Origin of the sequence: Mucilaginibacter gossypii (assembly GCF_900100945.1) — a bacterium.
In the GTDB taxonomy this organism is placed as follows: domain Bacteria; phylum Bacteroidota; class Bacteroidia; order Sphingobacteriales; family Sphingobacteriaceae; genus Mucilaginibacter; species Mucilaginibacter gossypii.
The window spans coordinates 197,017-216,663 of sequence record NZ_FNCG01000013.1; the positions used below are offsets into that span (position 1 = coordinate 197,017).

Sequence of the window (19,647 nt, forward strand, 5' to 3'; positions counted from 1 at the left end):
GGCAGGATCAGCAAATTAATATTGAGCTAACTTTCGAAATGCCGGTTAGCAAAGTGTTAGTGAACAAAAGCATTCAATTTATCTATAAAAGCATAATACCTTACCACCTATGAAAATAACACGCGTTTTTATGTTTTCCTGCCTCCTCATATTGGGCTGCGCCGGGCCGAAAAAGCTGGCTGACGCCGGCAATGCCGACAAGGGCTGGACGAAGCTGTTTAACGGGACCGACATTAACGATTGGTTTGTAAAGATCAATCACCACCTGGTTTGCGAAAATTATGGCAATACCTTTCGGGTAGAAGACGGCATGATCAGGGTTAGCTATGATCAGTACGGCGATTTCAACGATCAGTTTGGTCATTTGTATTACAAAACCCCGTTCTCGAACTATCACCTGCGGTTTGAATACCGCTTTGTTGGTAAACAGCAAAAAGGCGCGCCAGACTATACACTCCTTAACAGCGGTGTCATGTTTCATTCACAGGATCCCCGAACTATGTTAAAGGACCAGGATTGGCCGATATCGATAGAAATGCAGTTATTAGGCGGCCTGGGCGACGGGAAACCAAGGCCAACAGGAAACATGTGCTCGCCCGGCACCGATGTTGTTTATAAAGGAAAAGTTTCGCCCGACCATTGTATCAACTCTACTTCAAAAACCTATGACGGTGACCAGTGGGTAAAAGGCGAGCTGATTGTTCAGGGCAACAAATTAATTACTCATATCATCAACGGCGATACCGTACTTCAATATTCAAAGCCTACCATTGGCGGCGGCGTGGCACATGGCTACGATCCGAAGTATAAGCAGGATGGGAAATTATTGAGCAGCGGCTTTATTGCTCTGCAAAGCGAAGGGCAGCCGGTTGATTTCAGGAATATAGAGATTAAACAGCTGCCGGATACTGACCGGTAGGATGTAAACGAAAGCCGGATCGTTATATTTCTCCTGAGTTAACAACAGCCGTTAATTAGGCAAAAACAACACGTTACACGAAACTATTTCCCGTAAATACCGTATCACTGGCAAGCAGGACTAAGTTAAAACAAGCTCCTGGTAACCCGGAATTATTATGAACGTTAAAGGCGGCTTTGTCAATATAAATTCTTGCCCGATAGAACTTATTAAGACTAAATTCCTGAAACCCAACTAAAAAGTTCCGCAACTTAAGAGGCATTTATTTAGCCGCTGCAATGCTTGTTTTGGCTTATAACATCAACCGAATAGAAATACGATAAAACTACCAGCAAAATAATAATGAGGCCAATATTGCTTTTTATCTGGTGTTTATACCTGCTTTTTTCCGGATTATCCTATTCGCAAACACCAGCCCTTAAATTTAAACAGCTTAGTACAAACGAAGGCCTTTCCCAAAGCCATGTAGTAACCATTATTAAAGATAGTCGCGGCTTTATGTGGTTTGGCACCGAAGATGGCCTTAATAAATACGACGGTTATAAGTTTACCCATTATAAGCACGACCAGAATAATAAAGCAACCATCAATGATAACTATGTATTAGCCATAACGGAAGACAGTTATCATAATTTATGGATTGGAACCGAAAGCGGGCTTGACAGATTTGACCGGGCCTCAAATACATTTATCCACTATTCCAATCATTTAACTTTTGCTGTACAGTCTGTTTTTTTGGATAGTAAAAAAAGGATGTGGCTGGGCACCAGCAAGGGTTTATATCTGTTTAATGCTGCAAATGGTTCATTTAAAAGATTCACACATGCCGCGAATGGCACAAACAGTATAGCTAACGATTTCATTTACCAGGTTACTGAGGATAATAATGGCTGGTTATGGGTAGGTACCGACGATGGGCTTTACCACTTTAATCCGCAAAACGGTAAGTTTATTGGTTATGTTCATGATCCTGCAAACCAAAACAGCATCGGTGCCAGCTGGGTAAAAGCGGTATACAAAGATAGCAAAGGCAATATTTGGGCAGGTACACATGGAGGAGGCCTGGCATTATATAACAGTAAAAATAATTCGTTTATAAATTTCAAACACGATCCTAATAACAGCAACAGTATTTGCCATAACGATATTCTTTCGATACTCGAAAACAGCGACGGGAAGCTTTGGATAGGGACCGAAAATGGCGGCATAAGTGTGCTCGATTATCCGGCCAATAAATTTACTTGCTACAAATTTGACGCAAACGACCATCACAGCCTGAGCAGTAACTCGGTTTATTGTTTATATAAAGATGATACAGGGAATACCTGGATAGGCACTTATTCGGGCGGTGTTGATTTTTTGCCTGGCTTTGGCGATAAATTTAGTTCCTACAGTCAAAACCCCAACAACCCGAATAGTTTGAGCAACAACAACGTGCTGGCCATCTCCGGTGATGATAGTGACGAAAATATTTGGATAGGCACCGATGGGGGCGGCCTTAATTTATTTAATCGCAAGAAAAAGACCTTTGTTCATTACCTGCATAGTGATAATAACAGCAACACCATAAGTAATAATTATGTAATGGCTATAGTACCAATAAATAAAGATGTTATTGGTATTGGTTATCACATTGGCGGGTTTGACCTGTTTGATAAAAAAAAGAGAACCTTTATACATCACATGCCCCAGGCAAATAATCCGCGTAGCCTCTCCCTTTCAGATATCAACAATATGTATAAAGACCGTGACGGCAATATATGGTTAGGGACCTGGAAAGGGGGCCTTAATCATTATAACGTAAAAACCGGTCTCTTTACACGGTACAGGAACAACCCGGAAGATAACAACAGCATAAGCAGTGATATTGTTACATCGGTGTTTCAGGATAAACAGGGCAATATCTGGATAGGCACTGATGATAACGGGTTGAATGTATTTAACCCTAAAACTGGCCGCTTTACGCACTACACGCACGATGAAAGGGATAAACACAGCTTATCAAACAACACTGTCGAGTCGATTATCGAAACCGATAACGGTGATATATGGATAGGTACCAACGGCGGCGGCCTTAACCTGTTTAACAAGCATAACCAAACATTTACTATATACACCGAAAGAGAGGGTTTGCCTAATAATGTGATCTATGCGATTTTGAAAGACCGCAAAGGTAACCTCTGGTTAAGCACCAACAAGGGGATCTCGCGGTTTAATCCGAAAACAAAAGCCATCAGAAACTATGACATTTCTGACGGATTGCAGGGAGATGAATTTAAAGGCCATTCGTGTTTTCAAACTGCCGACGGGGAAATGTTTTTTGGCGGCGTAAACGGATTCAGTACTTTTTATCCCGATAGTTTAAAAGATAATGACTTCGTACCTCCTGTTTATATTACCGGGCTGCAGATTTTCAATAAGGAGGTAAACGCCGGGGCTAAAAACTCCCCGCTTCAAAAAGATATCAGCGAAACAGACTCCATAAACCTATCGTACAAACAATCGGTACTTACATTTGAGTTTGCGGCCCTGAATTATACCATCCCCGAAAAAAACCAATATGCCTACAAGCTGGAAGGATTTGATAAAGAATGGAATGATGTTGGCAATAAAAGAACGGCCACTTACACCAACCTTGATCCGGGTAGTTACACGTTCAGGGTTAAGGCATCAAATAATGATGGCAAATGGAATAACAAAGGCACATTTATCATCATCAATATTAAGCCTCCTTTTTGGCTTACCTGGTGGTTTAAATTAATTGTGGCTTTAATGTTTATTATCAGCGGCCCGGCATTTTATCTTATCCGCACACGTACTATATTAAAGCAAAAGGCCGAGCTTGAGCGCCAGGTAGAAGAACGTACCGGGCAGCTGGCCCGTGCCATAGAAGTTGAAAAAAAATTAGCCCTTGAGGCCGAAGAAGCTAACAAGGCTAAAAGCATATTTTTGGCTACGATGAGCCATGAGATCCGCACACCTATGAATGGGGTAATCGGAATGGCTTCCTTGCTGGCCGAAACTCCTTTGGACGAGGAGCAGCGAACTTTTGCCGAATCTATACAAACCTGCGGTGAAGATCTGCTGGCGGTGATTAACGATATTTTAGATTTTTCGAAAATAGAATCGGGCAATATGGAGCTGGAGGAAAAGGATTTTAGCCTGCGCACCTGTATTGAAGAAGTTTTTGATGTTTTTGCCTTAAAAGCGGCCCACCTAAAGCTGGACCTGGTTTACCAGATTGACTATGATGTACCGGCGCAAATTATTGGCGACAGTTTAAGGCTTCGCCAGATCCTGATCAATTTAATCAGTAACGCTATCAAGTTTACCAAAAAGGGTGAAATTTATGTAGCCGTGCATTTGCTCAGCATATCGGATGATAACCACATCGAATTAGGTTTTGAGATAAAAGATACCGGCATTGGTATTTCTGCCGATAAGCTGCACCGTTTATTTAAAGCATTTTCGCAGGTTGACTCGTCAACCACCCGGCAATACGGAGGTACAGGCCTTGGCCTGGTTATAAGCGAACAACTTGTAAAATTAATGGGCGGCAAAATCAGCGTAGAAAGTGAAGTTGATAAAGGAAGTACGTTCAGGTTCTCTATTCACTCGCAAAAAAGTTTACTGCAGGACTCTGTACAAATAAACCACACCATGCAGGGTTTTGAAAAGAGTGAAATTTTGGTTGTTGATGATAATGATACCAATTGCCGGATTTTAAAAGCTCAGCTGGAGCAGTGGCAACTAAGCCCGGTAGTAGCCAAATCAGGCGAACAGGCTCTTGAGATCCTGGCGCGGCAGCAGCATGATTTTAAGCTTGTTATTACCGATATGCAAATGCCCTTTATGGATGGGATTGAACTGGCAACCTTAATACGGGCCAAATACCCCGAATTACCTATAATGCTGTTGAGCTCCATCAGCTATGTTTTCCATAAAGATAACCCCGGTTTGTTTTGTTCTATACTAACCAAACCTGCAAAACAGCATAACTTATACAAGCACATTATAAAGGAACTTGGCAAGCATGTAAATTCTACCACTCATGAGCCGCTGCACAGCGATACTGCAAATCATAAACTGCCTGATAATTTTTCAGAAAGTTACCCATTGAGGATTTTGGTTGCCGAAGATAACCGGATGAACCAAAAACTGATCATGAAGATATTGAGTAAGTTAGGATATGAAGCCGCTTTGGCAGCAGACGGCCTGGAGGTTTTGGATTTAGTTAATAAAAAAATATTCGATGTTATTTTAATGGATGTACAAATGCCCAAAATGGACGGCCTGGAAGCCACGCGAATAATAAAGAAACGTTTCCCCGAACGGCCTTTTATTATAGCGATGACGGCCAATGCCCTCCAATCCGATCTGCAAATTTGTATAGATGCAGGTATGGACGATTATATAAGTAAACCATTTAAATTGGATGATCTGGTTAAAAAACTTGTAAAATGGGCAGGGAAGAATACAAGTGCCACGTAACGCTGAAACAGCAGAATATAACAAGTTGAATAAAATTGTGAAATATCAATGAAAATTATACTTTTGCAATCCCCAACCGGACAACACTCCTGAGTAGCTCAGCCGGTTAGAGCATCTGACTGTTAATCAGAGGGTCGCTGGTTCGAGCCCAGCCTCAGGAGCCTTAATGGGCAAGCACGAAAAACGGTCGCTTGCCCTTCTTTTTTTCCGTAAATGATCGCTAATTACGTTTTTACGCGCGAAAACCTAAAATTAACCATTCATAGATTAATAACAATGTGTGGATGTATACTGAACTTTAGGAGATAGTTAGAAACATCCCAAAACAGCTATCTTTACCAGAAATGTAAACCTGTCATGGTCGATACCCTCGAAATAAAAGTTTTTGTCTCTTGTCCTAGTGATGTTACACCGGAGAAAGATACTATTAAAGCGATTTGTGAGAACCTGAATAACTTCAATATGAATAACAAACGGAAGGTCAGGTTTCGGGTGTTAGATTTCAGGGATATTGTTGCCGATATGGATGGCCGACCCCAAGAACAAATCAATATGATTTTCTCGGACTATGATATTTATATTGGTCTGTTATGGATGCGTTTTGGTACTCCAAGTGGAGCAGATGATCCACTAACAGGTAAAGCCTATTTAAGCGGTACTGAAGAAGAATTTCGCTTTGCTTATCAACGTAAGCAGGCAGGCGAAAACATAAATGTTTACCTTTTATTCAAAGCGCCGAGCGCTATTAAAGGCGGGGCTTCAGAAACCAGACAACTTTTGCAGGTTCAGGAGTTTTATGAAGAGGTTTGCAATTTGGGGTGGGTTATGAAATTCCCGATTACACCGACGCATGATTTTTATAATAAGATCTCTACGATTTTAATGAACCGCGCGGAACAAGTAGATCAGCAAGAGCTTATCAATGAAAAAGCCGCATTTCTAAGTACACACTCATCTGAAGCTATGCCGGCTACTCTACGAAATCCTGCAGAGTTTATCACTAAGGCACCCAAAATAGACACGACTATACCCCGGATATTATTATCGTTTGAGGGACAGAAAGATCCTGTAACAGCTTACATAGAACGAACTGGTGACCTGGAATTAATTAAGTTGGTCAAGGAAAAAAAACTAGTCGTTCTATTAGGTAATGCTGGTTCAGGAAAATCAACCGAATTAGCAAAATTGGCTCACTTTTATGCTACCGAAAAAACTCCATTTATACCTGTCTACAGTCGGATGAATACTTATGTAGAAGAAGATATCCGGGATTTTCTTCCAACTGGTTGGGCTGATATTCCAGAAAATACCGCACTGATAATCTTGGATGGATTGGATGAAGTTCAGCCTAAGCATTTTAACACGGCAGTCAGGAAAATTTTAAGTTTTATAGAAGACTTTCCAAATGCACATATCGTAGTGTCTTGCAGAACCAATTTTTATCATTTACCGGATAAGCATTCGGGTGGTACTTTGCCTGATTTTGGCATCTATTTTCTGGCACAAGTTAGTGACGCGCAAACAAAAGGGTTTGCGGAAGAACAATATCAACTGGACTATCAAGCGTTTAGAAAGGGAGCTTATGATCGTGGGTTCCAGGAGTTCACGAGCCAACCGTTCTTCTTAAGAATATTATTAGAGCAATTTAAGAAACGGGGCGATTTGGCTCTTAATCGTGTTGATTTGCTTAATATACTATTAGACGAACGTATTACGCTGGATCAACAACATTTTGAATTAACCACCAACCTGAAAGACCATAAGGAACATATCTTACAGCTACTTCAAAAGATTGCGCTTTGTATGGAATATTTAGGGCGTAATTTTCTTTCATTTAATGAACTATTGAAAGTGCTGCCAACCCCTGAAGATCTGCAATTGGTAAAATTTTCAACAGCATTCCGTAGCATGGAGGATGGCACGAATAATTGGGGTTTTGAACATAATAATATTCAAGAGTTCCTTGCGGCGAAAGCGCTGCTAGCTTTCGATTTGGAGCGTATAAAGACTTTTCTATCCTTCAAAAACGAGCGTATCAAACCAAGTTGGTTAAATACATTATTTTTTCTAATAAGTTTATTACCAGACGCCAAGCGGAATGATTTGATCGACTGGATATTGACCATTGAACCTGAAGTGTTAGTACGTGTAGAACCTGACAAAGTAAGTTCAGCTACAAGGTTCGAGATTTTTAAAACGATTTTCAATCACTACAAAGCGCAACGTGTGTGGTTGCGCTCTAATAAATTTTCCGATCTAGAGTTAGCAACATTTGGCGAAAGTGACGACGCGGTTGATTTTTTGGTTGCTGAACTTAATAACAACGAAAATGCACATACAACCCGCTTCAACGCGATGAATATTCTTAAGTATTTTAAGCTGAGCGGCGATTATCTCAACAAAACAAAGGATGCGATATGGCAACATATTATTGAAAATACAGACGATCAACATATCGTACACAGCGGTATTTATGCGTTAGATTCCTTGGGGGTAGTAAATGCAGAAATGATTGCCGAATTGATGAAACTGTTCGGCAAACGCAGTAATCAATATATTCGTTCAGCCTTATACCGGGTTATCATTGAAACTGGTATGGTCGATGATTATGTAGAATACTTTATAAGTGGTTTTGTGGATGAATTAGACCCAAACGATCGTGGACAAGTAAGTTTGATGGACGAAGATATACTGTTAAGAGAGGGTTTAACTAACATTAAAGATGCTGCGAACATTAAAAAATTACTTGAGTTGTTTGAGAACCCTTATGACCGTCGCATCATAAACTTTTTTGAGAAAAACAAAATACTTGAAAATTTAATCGGGAGGGCTGCAAGCATCTATAAAGCCCACCCTGAACTCTCTGAAGATGTCTACAGAACTTATCTAGCTTATGGCCGGCATTCAGAAGAATTTACCGCGCAAGCCATATCAGTATATTTTCAAAAAACCGGGCAAACTAATGCTGTTTTTCAGCGGATCTTTAGCGATAAGAAAATCGAGGATTACGAAAAAGGTTTACTACTGAGGCATTTAGTTAATCAAGAAAATATCGATTATGTCATTGACCAATATAACACACACAACGCCACTAATGAAGATTTGTTAAAATTCTATAATAATCTTCGGTGGAATATATACCGAACGGATAAGAACGCTGAATTGGAATATCTTACTGAGAAATTGAATGAAGAAACGCAGGTACTCAACAATTTTAATGATATTGATTATGCTAAGATTCGGTTAGAAAATGAGCAAAAGAGCTTTGACTTATATTTTAATGTAGACGCTTTCACCAATGAACTTGTTCAATTTTTTCAGACAAATGAAATTACTGACTTGGATTGGGATACCTTATGGCAATTTCAATATAATCGTAATGATAGAAATTATCACGTTCCCGAAGCTATTCATGAATTATTAATAGAGTTTACCCGTGATAAACAAAGTGCTGATTTAGCATCGGTATTGAAATTTGTGAACGATGAAGAACGTTTTGCTAATTATAGATTTTCAAAAATTAAAGACAAGATTAACAGCCGGCCAGATATTTTAGTTAGCGAAGAACAGATAGAGACAATTACAGCTTGGGTACAACACGTAATTGTGAATACAGATATTGCTAACGCGATCAGAGTTGAAAGTAGTAACCGTACTACTTACAGTAAGTTAGCGATGGTACTATGGGCGTTTATAAAAAATTATAAAATCCCTGTAGTCGCAGAGAAGCTACTTGACTTTACTTTGTTCGATGAAGTTAGAAACAACGAATATCAAGGGTTAGAATTTAGTGCAATTGAAAATCAGTTGGGTAAAGATGCGGTACAAGCCCGGGTACATGATAATTTATTAGCAGGGATTGAATACGATCAGTCTTGGCGAAATAACGCGATATATGCGCTCGAAAATAACATTCCAAATACGATCGGAAGTATTATTAACAGTTTGTTTGATAATCGCAAATCTGAATATTCTCGACGAGCGGTATTAAAAATATTTTTGCAACAGGGTGGCAACCCGGAACTGTTATTGGTTGGATTAAAAATGACGCCCAACAGCGATATGTTGTGGGACATTGTGCGTGAAATCAAAGACTACACAGCTATCGATGCCGATTTGCGGAAGTTTTTAAGTGAAAAGTTAACTAATGGTTATCTTCAGCCACAAGAAAAGTTTCGTGCCGCCACTTACTTAACAGAGAAAGGCGATAAGGAGGGTACAGCTTCCTATTTAAACTATCTTCTTGAAACTGCCAGTCCAAATTTTGATTTTTATCATCAATCGCAGATAATGCGTCAAATCAAGGACATTGAATTTCTCCCTATCTTATTGGAATTACTTAAAAAAGCCAATCAGGAAGAATTTAAGCAGGATGACTTTAATCGTTTTGATAGTATCGTTTCTGACACTTTATATAACCTTGGATTAACTTCTGAGGAAAACCTGTCCAAAGTAAAAACTGCGCTTGAAGATTTCATTAAGAATAACGACGGACAAATTAAGAACGTTAATTTTCTTCATCCAATGATTGAGCGAATGGAGTTTAACTTCTATTTGGCTCAGTCGCAATCAAATGATATACAAGATGCCTTATCTGAAGTGGCTAAACTGTATCAATAATACAATACAGTCTTACCATGAAGATGTAATGGGTAATATATGTTTAAATATCAAAGTACTCTGACAAAATATTATATAAAAGCATTGATAATCATTATTATTTTTACTTTCGAACAAGGAATTGAGCGCCCCAGTTTACATTGAAAAAGCCCGGATTGATCTATTAAAATTCAGATCTCCCGTTTCCTGAAACCAAAAGGTTCAATAGCTTTGCAATCCAACAAAAAGGTTAATTATTATGGAATACTCAAAAACATATATTGCCAAAGATGAGCATATAGATGTACAGGAGATCATGGATGGTTTATATTATCCGTTTTATATGGAATATTGCAGGCATGATTATATCAGGGAAATATTGGGGTTTGATTTTGAAGCCGAAGCTAAAAACGGCATTTACATGGTACTTTCAAATTATAGCATCAGCTTTCTCAGATCACTTAAAAAGGGTGATGAATTTAAAGTTACCTGCACCTTGTATACTGATAAAGGGGGCTTACCCAAGTTGCACTTTAAACAATCGATAATATGCAACAATAAGGTAATGACTAAAGCTGTATTTACGGGCACCTGTGTGCCGGCAACAGGCGGCAGACCGTATTTACCGGCCTCGGTATTGGAAAAAATAAAGGATGCCCCTGTTCTTGAAGATTAAGCGACCGGCAGAGCGCCGGCCCTTGCCGGATAATCATGCGGCAGGGTAATGTGTATGCAAAAGAGGCTATCTATGGGGATAGCCTCTTTTGAGATTGCTTAAAGCCTGAAATAACCGATGTATTATGAATCGGCCTGCTGCAACTTAGCATTTTATGCAGCGGCAGGAGCTGTGTATGTAGCCGGATAAAGTTTACGGAACATCAGGTAGGTAACCGTTACCATGATAAATGCAACGATGGCATCTATGGTGGCAGGAAAACCGAGCACAGCGATTTTAGACAAAAAAGCAAATATAATATCGAAGAAAATACCTGCAAATACCCATTCTTTTAATCTAAGCAATATGTTAGGTGTTAAAAGAACTGCTACTCCCGATAGTTTAGCGACACCAAGAATATAAATAAAGTGTGGAGGATAGCCCAGTTTTAAGGTGATATCCCACACAAACTGGTTTTTGGTCAGCTCGCCAAATCCGCTTGCTGCAAACCATAATGAAGTCATTGCTGTTCCTATCCAATAGATTGTTTTTACTGTTTTTGTTGTCATGATATGTAGTTTTGAGTTGTTTGATGGCTCAAAATTGTGGCAAAATCAACGGAGATCTAACCACTTTCGGGATGAAGCAGACAAACCGAGCTGCCGGCCGGACAATCCGGGCCCCAACTTGCATATGTCATTGATACAAACTGCTTCAATATGCTAATTGAAGCCTGACATAAAGCTTTTTGTCCTGTCGATAATGGTTGTAGCGATCCTGGTGATAGGCGTATAAACCAAACACGACGGGGGCGGAAAGACGGGTTTTATCCTGCAGTTAAATGGATTAACATGCAATGCCCGGGCCTAATTTTTCAATGTTTGAAATGTCCGGTTCAGGCACTTCTTTGTCGGGTTAAAGCACTTGAGCTCAACGATGTTTGCACCAGAGGTGCAAAAGGGTTTTAGAAAGGCAGAAAGGTGTGAGCACCTGCTTTTAAGTAAACAAAAAACCAGGATAGGAAATGCGTTTTTAACATTTCCTATCCTGGTTACCGTGTTATTTCAAAAGAGGGATTATTTATCTGGCAAAACTTTCGGCTTCTATAATGGCGTCAGCAAAAGCTTTAGGGGCTTCCTGCGGTAGGTTGTGGCCTACTCCCCCGGTAATAGTGTGATGTGCATATTTACCTTTAAAGCGGGCAGCATAATCAGCAGGCTTAGGATGAGGAGCACCGTTGGCATCGCCTTCAAGGGTTACGGAAGGTACAGTTATAGGAGGCGCGGTTGCTAATTTTCTTTCCATGTCATCATATTTTGCCTCACCTTGGGCAAGGCCCAGGCGCCAGCGATAATTATGGATCACGATAGCAACATGGTCGGGGTTGTCAAAAGACGGGGCGGTTTGCGCGAAAGTAGCGTCGTCAAATTTCCACTTAGGTGATGCTGTTTCCCAGATGAGCCGGTTAAAGTCACGCCTGTTTGCCTCGTAGCCCAATTGGCCGCGCTCGGTACTAAAATAAAACTGGTACCACCATGATAGTTCTGCTTTGGGCGGCAATGGTTTTTTATTTGCTTCCTGGCTGCCTATCAGGTAACCGCTTACCGAAACCATTGCTTTGCAGCGCTCGGGCCATAATGCTGCCACGATATTTGCTGTACGCGCGCCCCAGTCAAACCCGCCAATAATTGCACGGTCTATTTTCAGGGCGTCCATCAGCGTGATAACATCGGTAGCTATTGCTGCCTGTTGCCCATTCCTGAAAGTTTGTGCCGAAAGGAATTGTGTTGTGCCATGGCCGCGCAAATGAGGCACAATAACCCTGTAGCCGGCTTTGGCAAGTATGGCTGATACTTCAGTATAGCTATGTATATCATATGGCCACCCATGAAGCAGGATAACAGGCTGTCCGTTTGCCGGGCCGCTTTCTGCGTAGCCAATATTAAGCAGGCCTGCATTTATCTGTTTGATCGAGTCGAAAGAAGCTGTAGAAAAAAGAGTATTGTTTTGCCGTGCCGGTGAATCTGCCTGTTTGGTTTCGGCTTTAAGTATACCGAGACCGCCTAACTCTGCTGCTGCAACTGTTAATGCGGAGATACCCAGAAAGCGGCGACGGCTGAATGTTGTTTCGTTGTTCATGTTTTTCGGATTGGTTTGATTAATATTTCGCCTTTAGATGCTTTCCTCATCGTCGGGCATAACAAAAGTACACCAGTACCAGGATTATGGAAGTGGTTGATGCATGAACCGGGCAAATGGTGACTTCAGTTGGACATATTCCCCGCCAGATTTGCCATTATCTGAAATTAGTTGGAAGTGGCAGTGCTGGTTGGAGCGCAGTAACGACTAATCCTTACGGTTTACAGTATGGCCAGGTTGTTTATACCTCATTATTTTGCTCGTGCGTGTAACAATTAGCAATGATTGCTGTATTTTGCTGAAATTTTCTTGTTAATACGCTGTCTGAAAATGAAGTTCATCTCCAAAATTGCAAACCGGTTTATTTATATAATTTTCTTGTTGTTTCCGTGGCCGGTTTTTGCCCAAAACCTGGTTAGATATGTACAGCCCATGGCCGGTACAGCTATTGCCACTACAGCTTCCGCACTAAAACATGGACAGGCGGCTGATACGCGGTTTGCCAACACTATTCCCGCGGTTACTGCCCCCTTTGCCATGACACAATGGACACCCGAAACCGAGAGCGGCGAAACCAAGTGCGTACCTCCATATTATTATAAAGACAGCCTGTTCAACGGCCTCCGTGGTTCGCACTGGTTAAGCGGTTCATGTACGCAGGACTATGGCAGCTTTACCATTATGCCCATCACAGGCAAGCTAACAACAGCTAATTATAGTGCTGCATTTAAACATGTTGATGAACTATCGTCGCCGTACCTTTATAGCATAAATCTTAATCAGTATAAAGTGAATGCTGCGGTAACCTCCACAGAGCGTTGCGGCATGATGCAGTTTACCATGCAGCAGGCCGACAGCCTTTATTTATTGATCAAAGCTAATAGCGATTATCATGAAGGCTTTGTAAAAGTGGATCAACAAAAAGGCGAAATATCGGGTTATAATCCTGCTCACCGTATTTACCAGGGATGGGGGAAAAGCGCAGGTTTCAGCGGTTTCTTTGTGATCAGGTTTGAACGGAGTTTAGGTAAAACGGGCACTTTTGATGGCGATAAAATATTTATTGCAGATAGTATCAAAAACGATGCTGGTACAGGGGTTTATGCCGGATTTAAGCTCAATAAAGGCGAAAAGCTAACGATCAGGATAGGCACTTCGTTTGCCAGTTTGGAAGGCGCCCGCAAAAACCTGCAGGCCGAGATGCCGGGGTTTGATTTTCATAAGATGGTAGAAAGCAGCAGGGTAAAATGGGAAAAGGCCTTAGGGCAAATCAACATTTCAACTAAAAATGAGCAGGATAAACGGATCTTTTATACGTCATTTTACCATGCCATGCAGCATCCGCGTCTTTTTAATGATGTTGATGGCAGATACCCCCGTTTTGCCGGCGATTATCAAATTGAACAATTATCAGGCGGCAATTATTATGATGATTTTTCGATGTGGGATATTTACCGGGCACAGTTGCCGCTGTTTGAGATCCTGAACCCATCTTTAATCAATAACCTGGCAAAATCACTGATTTTGAAAGGTAAACAAGGCGGGTGGATGCCTGTTTTCCCCTGCTGGAATAGCTATACATCCGAAATGATCGGCGATCATACGGCTTCTGTAATCAGTTCGGCATATTTAAAGGGGATCACTGATCTTGACGCTAAAGAAGCTTACCAAATTTTAAGGCATAACGCGTTTGAACTACCTGCCAACCGGGTCGACTATGTAGAAGGCAAGGGCCGCAGGGCATTGGGTAGTTATTTAAAATACCGATACATCCCCTTGGAAGATAGCGTACGCGATGCCTTTCATAAAATGGAACAGGTAAGCCGCACAATGGAGTATGCTTATGATGATTACGCGCTGGCGCAATTTGCAAAAGCTTTAAAAAAATCTGCTGACTATATCACGCTCACCAAACGGGCAAAATATTATGCCAATGTATTTGATGCTACAAGTGGCTTTGTTCGCGGCAAGCATGCTGATGGTACATGGATATCCCCCTTTGATCCTGATAAAAAGGCGACTTATATTACAGAAGGTACCGCACGTCAATACACCTTTTATGTACCGCAGGATGTACCCGGTTTGGCAAAGTTGATGGGTGGTGCGAAGAAACTGGAACAGTCGTTAGATAGCCTGTTTGAAAAAGGCGAATACTGGCATGGCAATGAGCCGGGACACCAGATCCCTTTTATGTATAATTACACATCATCGCCATGGAAAACGCAAGCCGCCGTACGCAAGATCCTGGCGACAGAATACAGTGATGGTCCGGGTGGTTTGGGAGGGAATGATGATGCCGGCCAAATGTCGGCCTGGTATCTGTTCGCTGCGATGGGTTTTTACCCGGTAAACCCGGTTTCGGGTGAGTACCTGTTGTGTTCACCTTTGTTTGATAGAATTGCTATCACGCTTCAAAATGGCAAAAAGTTCGAGATCATCTGTCATAAACCGGGCCCCAGATCAATGTATATCCGCTCGGTAAAATTGAATGGTAAAATAATGCCTAATAATTTTATCCGTTACAACGATATCAGCAAAGGCGGTAAGCTCGAAATATATCTGAACGATCAACCGGGAAATAACTGGGCAGTTAAACCATTAAATCAACCTAAGGGGATGTGATAAATGCGCAATCCCGCGTTTTTTATTCCTTAACCCAGAAATGTTCATTGGGCAGATTAAGTAAAAATCAGATGACGTAGGTGCAGTTTACCCGGAAATATGTAAATTGTCATAAACCAAAAAACATACCTATGAATTCTCGTCGTGATTTTTTACAAAAGTTGGGCTTATCGGCCCTGGCCCTGCAACTTGTGCCATACTCAGGATGGGCGGCAGGAACAGATAAAACCGAACAGGTTTATGACGGCCCGGTATTGCGCGTGGCTATTATGGGACTTGGAGGCTATGGAACCATAGTTGCAGAAGCTATGCGGAAATGTACCAAAGCTAAACTGGTTGGGGTAATTAGCGGAACCCCATCAAAAGTTAAAGCATGGCAAAGCAAATATGGCATCCCCGAAAAAAATTGCTACAACTATGAGAATTTCGACAACATCAAAAATAACTCCGATATCGACGCGGTATACGTTATTACACCCAATGGCTTGCACCACGATTTTGTGATCAGGGTAGCTGCAGCCGGTAAACACGCTATATGCGAAAAGCCAATGGCCGTGAATGCCAAAGAGGGGCAGGAGATGGTTGATGCCTGTAAAAAGGCCAATGTAAAGCTGTTGGTTGGCTACCGGATGCATTTTGAACCAAAAACACTTGAAGTGATCAGGATGAGGCAAAACGGCGAGTTTGGGAAGATCAGGTTTTTTCAGGGGCAATGCGGGTTTACCATCGGCGATCCCACACAATGGCGGTTGAATAAAAAGCTTGCCGGTGGCGGCTCTATGATGGATATTGGGATCTATGCCATCAACGGATCCCGCTATATGACCGGTGAAGAACCGATATGGGTTACCGCCCAGGAAACTAAAACCGATACAGTGAAATTTAAAGAGGGGGTTGATGAAACCATCCAGTTCCAGTTCGGCTTCCCAAGCGGGGCCGTTGCGTCCTGTCTGTCAACCTACAATATGAACAATCTCGACCGATTTTTTCTTGATGGAGAAAAAGGCTTTGCCGAAATGCAGCCTTCTACCGGCTACGGGCCAATTAAAGGCCGCACCCATTTGGGCGAACTTAACCAGCCTGTTACCACACACCAAACCGTACAGATGGATGAAATGTGCGAGATTATATTTAATAATAAAAAGCCCGTTGTACCGGTAAACGGCGAAGAAGGAGTGAAAGACCTTAAAATTATTGATGCCATTTACCTTGCTGTTAAAACCGGGAAGAAGGTGGAGGTAAGTGTTTAATAACATTTAAAGGTAAAAACATACGTAGGTGCCGAATTTATTTCGATACCTCACTGGATATTCACGCTTGCCAGGTTTCACAATTAATTCTTGCAGACCTGTCCGTCGCTTACTTTGGAAATGGGGTGCCGAAATAAATTCGACATGACGGGTTTGCTTTTTTGTAACCAATTGAGAAGCCTTTGCAGTAAGGAAATTAATATTCCACCTGCTATTGGCATATTTAGCCAAACCTGTAACAAGCCGCTGGTATGCTCATCTAAATATAAAAACTTAGAAAAAACATGAGCACCAAAGAAACATTTTCAATTAACGGTGAAGCGTTATTGGGAAAGATAAAAGAGATAATTAACGAAGGTAAAGCCAGCAGGATCACCATTTCAGACAAGCACGGTAAAGAGCTAATGACTTTTCCGTTAAGTGTTGGCCTTTTCGGGATGATCCTGGCACCGGTTTTTGCTGCCGTAGGTACCCTGGCCGCACTGGTTACAGAATGTACTATAACGGTAGAACGGGAAGAGGAAGACAAAGAAGATACCCCCAAAGAATAAGGTATCTTCACAATATGATCCTGCGAAACTAAAGACCTGAAACTTCAGGTCTTTAGTTTAAATTCTCATTAAAAAAATCTATAGTCCTTTTCCAGGCCAGTTCTGCCGCGGCTTTGTCATAACGTGGAGTTGTATTATTATGAAAGCCGTGGTTTGCGTTTTCATAGATATAAGCCTGGTATTTTTTGCCATTCTCTTTAAGCGCTTTTTCGTATACCGGCCAGCCATCTGTAATCCGGGTATCCAGGGCCGCGTAATGCAGCAATAGCGGCGCTTTAATTTTAGGGACATCCTCAACAGCCGGCTGACTTCCATAAAATGGAACGGCGGCAGCCAAATCGGGAACACGTACAGCCATCATATTGGCAATTCCTCCGCCAAAACAAAAGCCTACAACACCTACCTTACCATTGCAATCTTTATGGTTTTTCAGGTATTCATAGGCAGCTATAAAATCTTCCTCCATTTCGCCTTTATTTCGTTTGGCCTGCATGGTACGCCCTTCGTCATCATTGCCGGGATAGCCGCCAAGCGGTGTTAGGGCGTCGGGTGCAAGGGTAATAAACCCTGCAAGGGCAGCTCTTCTCGCCACATCTTCAATATAAGGGTTTAAGCCCCGGTTTTCGTGAACTACCACTATGCCACCCAGTTTCTTCTTTGCATCTGCGGGCTCTGATAACAGGCCTTTAATTGTACCGCCGCCTTTGGGCGAAGGGTAATTAATATAGCCCGATTTTAAACGTGGATCGTCGGATTTTACCTGTATGGCACCCTGATAATCGGGCATCAGGAAACTCATTAATGCGGTTACGGTCAGGCCGCCCACTGCATACATGGAGAGCTTTTGCACAAAGGAGCGCCTGTCGAGGCGGCTATGTGCGTAATCATCATACAGGTCGAACACTTCCTGTTTGATATCTTCTTTGCTGATTTGGTTCATATTTCCGGAGGCTTTGTTCAAATTTACCGGTTAGGTTTTGTTTAGGGTGTAACAGTCTCGTTACCGGTAATGTTTTTTGTGTTGATTGCCAGGCCAACCACCGTTATGGCCGAAATGTTTACCCGCTACGGGACGCCTGAAGAAAAGAAAGAAATTATCGTATTATAAATGCAGAACGGCACTAACGGCACTGTTTATATTGGCGATCTGGAAAGCCCGACCGGCTAAATAAACCTATAGAACAAAATATCCAAAAAGTTGGAAAAGTTGCCCTGAGCGAAGTACAAACCAGAGGCATACCAAAAGATTACCTGAACCTTTCATCTTCATCACCGGGAGCGCACATCGATGCAGGTATCTTTATAAGGTAAAAACAATTAATGTGCTTATTTAATGCAGATTTGGATCAATGCCCTTTCCCAAAGTTTTTTTCACCCGCTTCAACAGCCATATCAATCCGGTTTTCGTCAGGCGGTTTAGGGCATGAGTAGCCGCTGCTGAAAGCGCAGTATGGGTTGTAGGCTTTATTGAAATCTATAACAATCGATCCGTTTTTAATGTCTTTGGTGGTAAGGTCGATATAGCGGCCTCCGCCATAGGTTTCAGAGCCGTTTGTAGCATTGGTAAAAGGCAGGAACAGGTAATTGCTGAAAGCAGGGTTTTGCGACAGGGCGATGCTTTTATAAATGGTTAACTGCATTGGTTTACCCTTAAGCTTAAACGAAAGTTGTGCATAACGTACATATTGGCTACCTGCACCGCTGAAGGTAGGTATAATAAAAGTTGATTGATTAGTCAATAATTCAGCTTTAGCAGTTACGCGGTAGATACTATCGGCATCATAAAACCTTAAAAATTGCAGGTCATCCTGTTTAAGCGGAGATCGCGGGTCTTTTAAAAAATCATCCTTATAATTTTGCCTGAAGGCAGCAATTTGCTCTTTATGAGTTTGTGCAAAACTGTGTTGGCCAATGAAAAAGATAAATAAAAGGACAATGAAATATTTCATGTGTGGTGCAGGGATTAGGCTCAAAGATAACTTAGATACAATTCAAAAAAAAGCGTCATTTGCGAAGCACGAAGCAATTCCAGGCTTCTGTCCCATCAGGGTCTCTCGCAGAGGACCCTGATGGGACAGACTGTGACGGGAGACAATAACATAACATGTGAGATGCATCGGTAAAGCCGGACAGTCGAGATGCTTAACTTAGCAAATCAATGGACAAGAAAAAGTCAAGCCGCCGTGTTTACGATGCGGATTTTAGGTCGGATGTATTGAAGATGGTTTTTAGTGGTCGTTCGGTTGTGGACGTGGCCGCTTCGTTGGGGATCAGGGAGAATTTGATCCACAAATGGAAAAGCCGTTATAAAGAAACAACGGGATCATCGGCGCTGAAATCGCCAGGGTCAGAAACGCCGATTGTATCGGTAGAAGAATATGAACGAATGAAGGTACGTCTGCGAGAAGTGGAGCAGGAAAG

The 19,647-nt window shown here is 41.8% G+C and carries 12 protein-coding genes and 1 tRNA gene; 9 read left to right on the forward strand and 4 right to left on the reverse strand.

The genetic code is table 11. The features are described 5' to 3' along the window. The first annotated feature begins 109 nt into the window (after positions 1-109). The 5 genes from BLS28_RS21685 (at position 110) to BLS28_RS21705 (ending at position 10,685) form a co-directional block, all read left to right on the forward strand. Positions 110-919 (forward strand): 3-keto-disaccharide hydrolase, encoded by an 810-nt coding sequence (locus BLS28_RS21685; protein WP_091172266.1) that lies wholly within the window; start codon positions 110-112, stop codon positions 917-919. 342 nt (positions 920-1,261) lie between these two features. Then, complete coding sequence (locus BLS28_RS21690) at positions 1,262-5,410, forward strand: hybrid sensor histidine kinase/response regulator (protein WP_091172268.1); 4,149 nt, start codon at positions 1,262-1,264, stop codon at positions 5,408-5,410. An 87-nt stretch (positions 5,411-5,497) separates the two neighbouring features. Further along, positions 5,498-5,571, forward strand: a tRNA-Asn gene (locus BLS28_RS21695). Between the two features lie 196 nt (positions 5,572-5,767). Next, positions 5,768-10,030, forward strand: a complete 4,263-nt coding sequence (locus tag BLS28_RS21700) for an NACHT domain-containing protein (protein WP_091172270.1) — start codon at positions 5,768-5,770, stop codon at positions 10,028-10,030. 238 nt (positions 10,031-10,268) lie between these two features. Further along, positions 10,269-10,685: an acyl-CoA thioesterase gene (locus BLS28_RS21705; protein ID WP_091172272.1), complete on the forward strand. Its 417-nt coding sequence runs from the start codon at positions 10,269-10,271 to the stop codon at positions 10,683-10,685. A 152-nt stretch (positions 10,686-10,837) separates the two neighbouring features. On the opposite strand, the gene BLS28_RS21710 is transcribed toward BLS28_RS21705, so the two are convergent. Both BLS28_RS21710 and BLS28_RS21715 read right to left on the reverse strand, forming a co-directional pair. Beyond that, a complete protein-coding gene (locus BLS28_RS21710) occupies positions 10,838-11,233 on the reverse strand; it encodes a DoxX family protein (protein WP_091172274.1) in 396 nt (131 codons plus the stop codon). A 511-nt stretch (positions 11,234-11,744) separates the two neighbouring features. Beyond that, positions 11,745-12,803 carry an alpha/beta fold hydrolase gene (locus BLS28_RS21715; protein ID WP_091172275.1) on the reverse strand — a complete coding sequence of 353 codons (1,059 nt, stop codon included), beginning with the start codon at positions 12,801-12,803 and terminating at the stop codon, positions 11,745-11,747. A gap of 330 nt (positions 12,804-13,133) precedes the next feature. Between BLS28_RS21715 and BLS28_RS21720 the strand changes: the two genes are divergently transcribed. The 3 genes from BLS28_RS21720 to BLS28_RS21730 all read left to right on the forward strand — a co-directional run bounded on the left by BLS28_RS21720 (position 13,134) and on the right by BLS28_RS21730 (position 17,226). Further along, a complete protein-coding gene (locus BLS28_RS21720) occupies positions 13,134-15,425 on the forward strand; it encodes a GH92 family glycosyl hydrolase (protein ID WP_091172277.1) in 2,292 nt (763 codons plus the stop codon). A gap of 131 nt (positions 15,426-15,556) precedes the next feature. Next, the gene (locus BLS28_RS21725) at positions 15,557-16,675 is read left to right on the forward strand and encodes a Gfo/Idh/MocA family protein (RefSeq protein WP_091172279.1); all 1,119 of its coding nucleotides are present in this window, start codon (positions 15,557-15,559) and stop codon (positions 16,673-16,675) included. A 284-nt stretch (positions 16,676-16,959) separates the two neighbouring features. Next, positions 16,960-17,226, forward strand: a complete 267-nt coding sequence (locus BLS28_RS21730) for a DUF4342 domain-containing protein (protein ID WP_090534028.1) — start codon at positions 16,960-16,962, stop codon at positions 17,224-17,226. 52 nt (positions 17,227-17,278) lie between these two features. Here the strand turns inward: BLS28_RS21730 and BLS28_RS21735 are convergent, their stop codons facing one another. Together BLS28_RS21735 and BLS28_RS21740 are read right to left on the reverse strand one after the other, a co-directional pair. After that, positions 17,279-18,166, reverse strand: a complete 888-nt coding sequence (locus BLS28_RS21735) for a dienelactone hydrolase family protein (protein WP_091172280.1) — start codon at positions 18,164-18,166, stop codon at positions 17,279-17,281. 406 nt (positions 18,167-18,572) lie between these two features. Continuing rightward, positions 18,573-19,175 (reverse strand): DUF1684 domain-containing protein, encoded by a 603-nt coding sequence (locus BLS28_RS21740; RefSeq protein ID WP_091172283.1) that lies wholly within the window; start codon positions 19,173-19,175, stop codon positions 18,573-18,575. Between the two features lie 209 nt (positions 19,176-19,384). Between BLS28_RS21740 and BLS28_RS21745 the strand changes: the two genes are divergently transcribed. Next, positions 19,385-19,647, forward strand: a 263-nt coding sequence (locus BLS28_RS21745; protein ID WP_143020840.1) for a transposase, incomplete at its 3' end; no start/stop codon positions are given.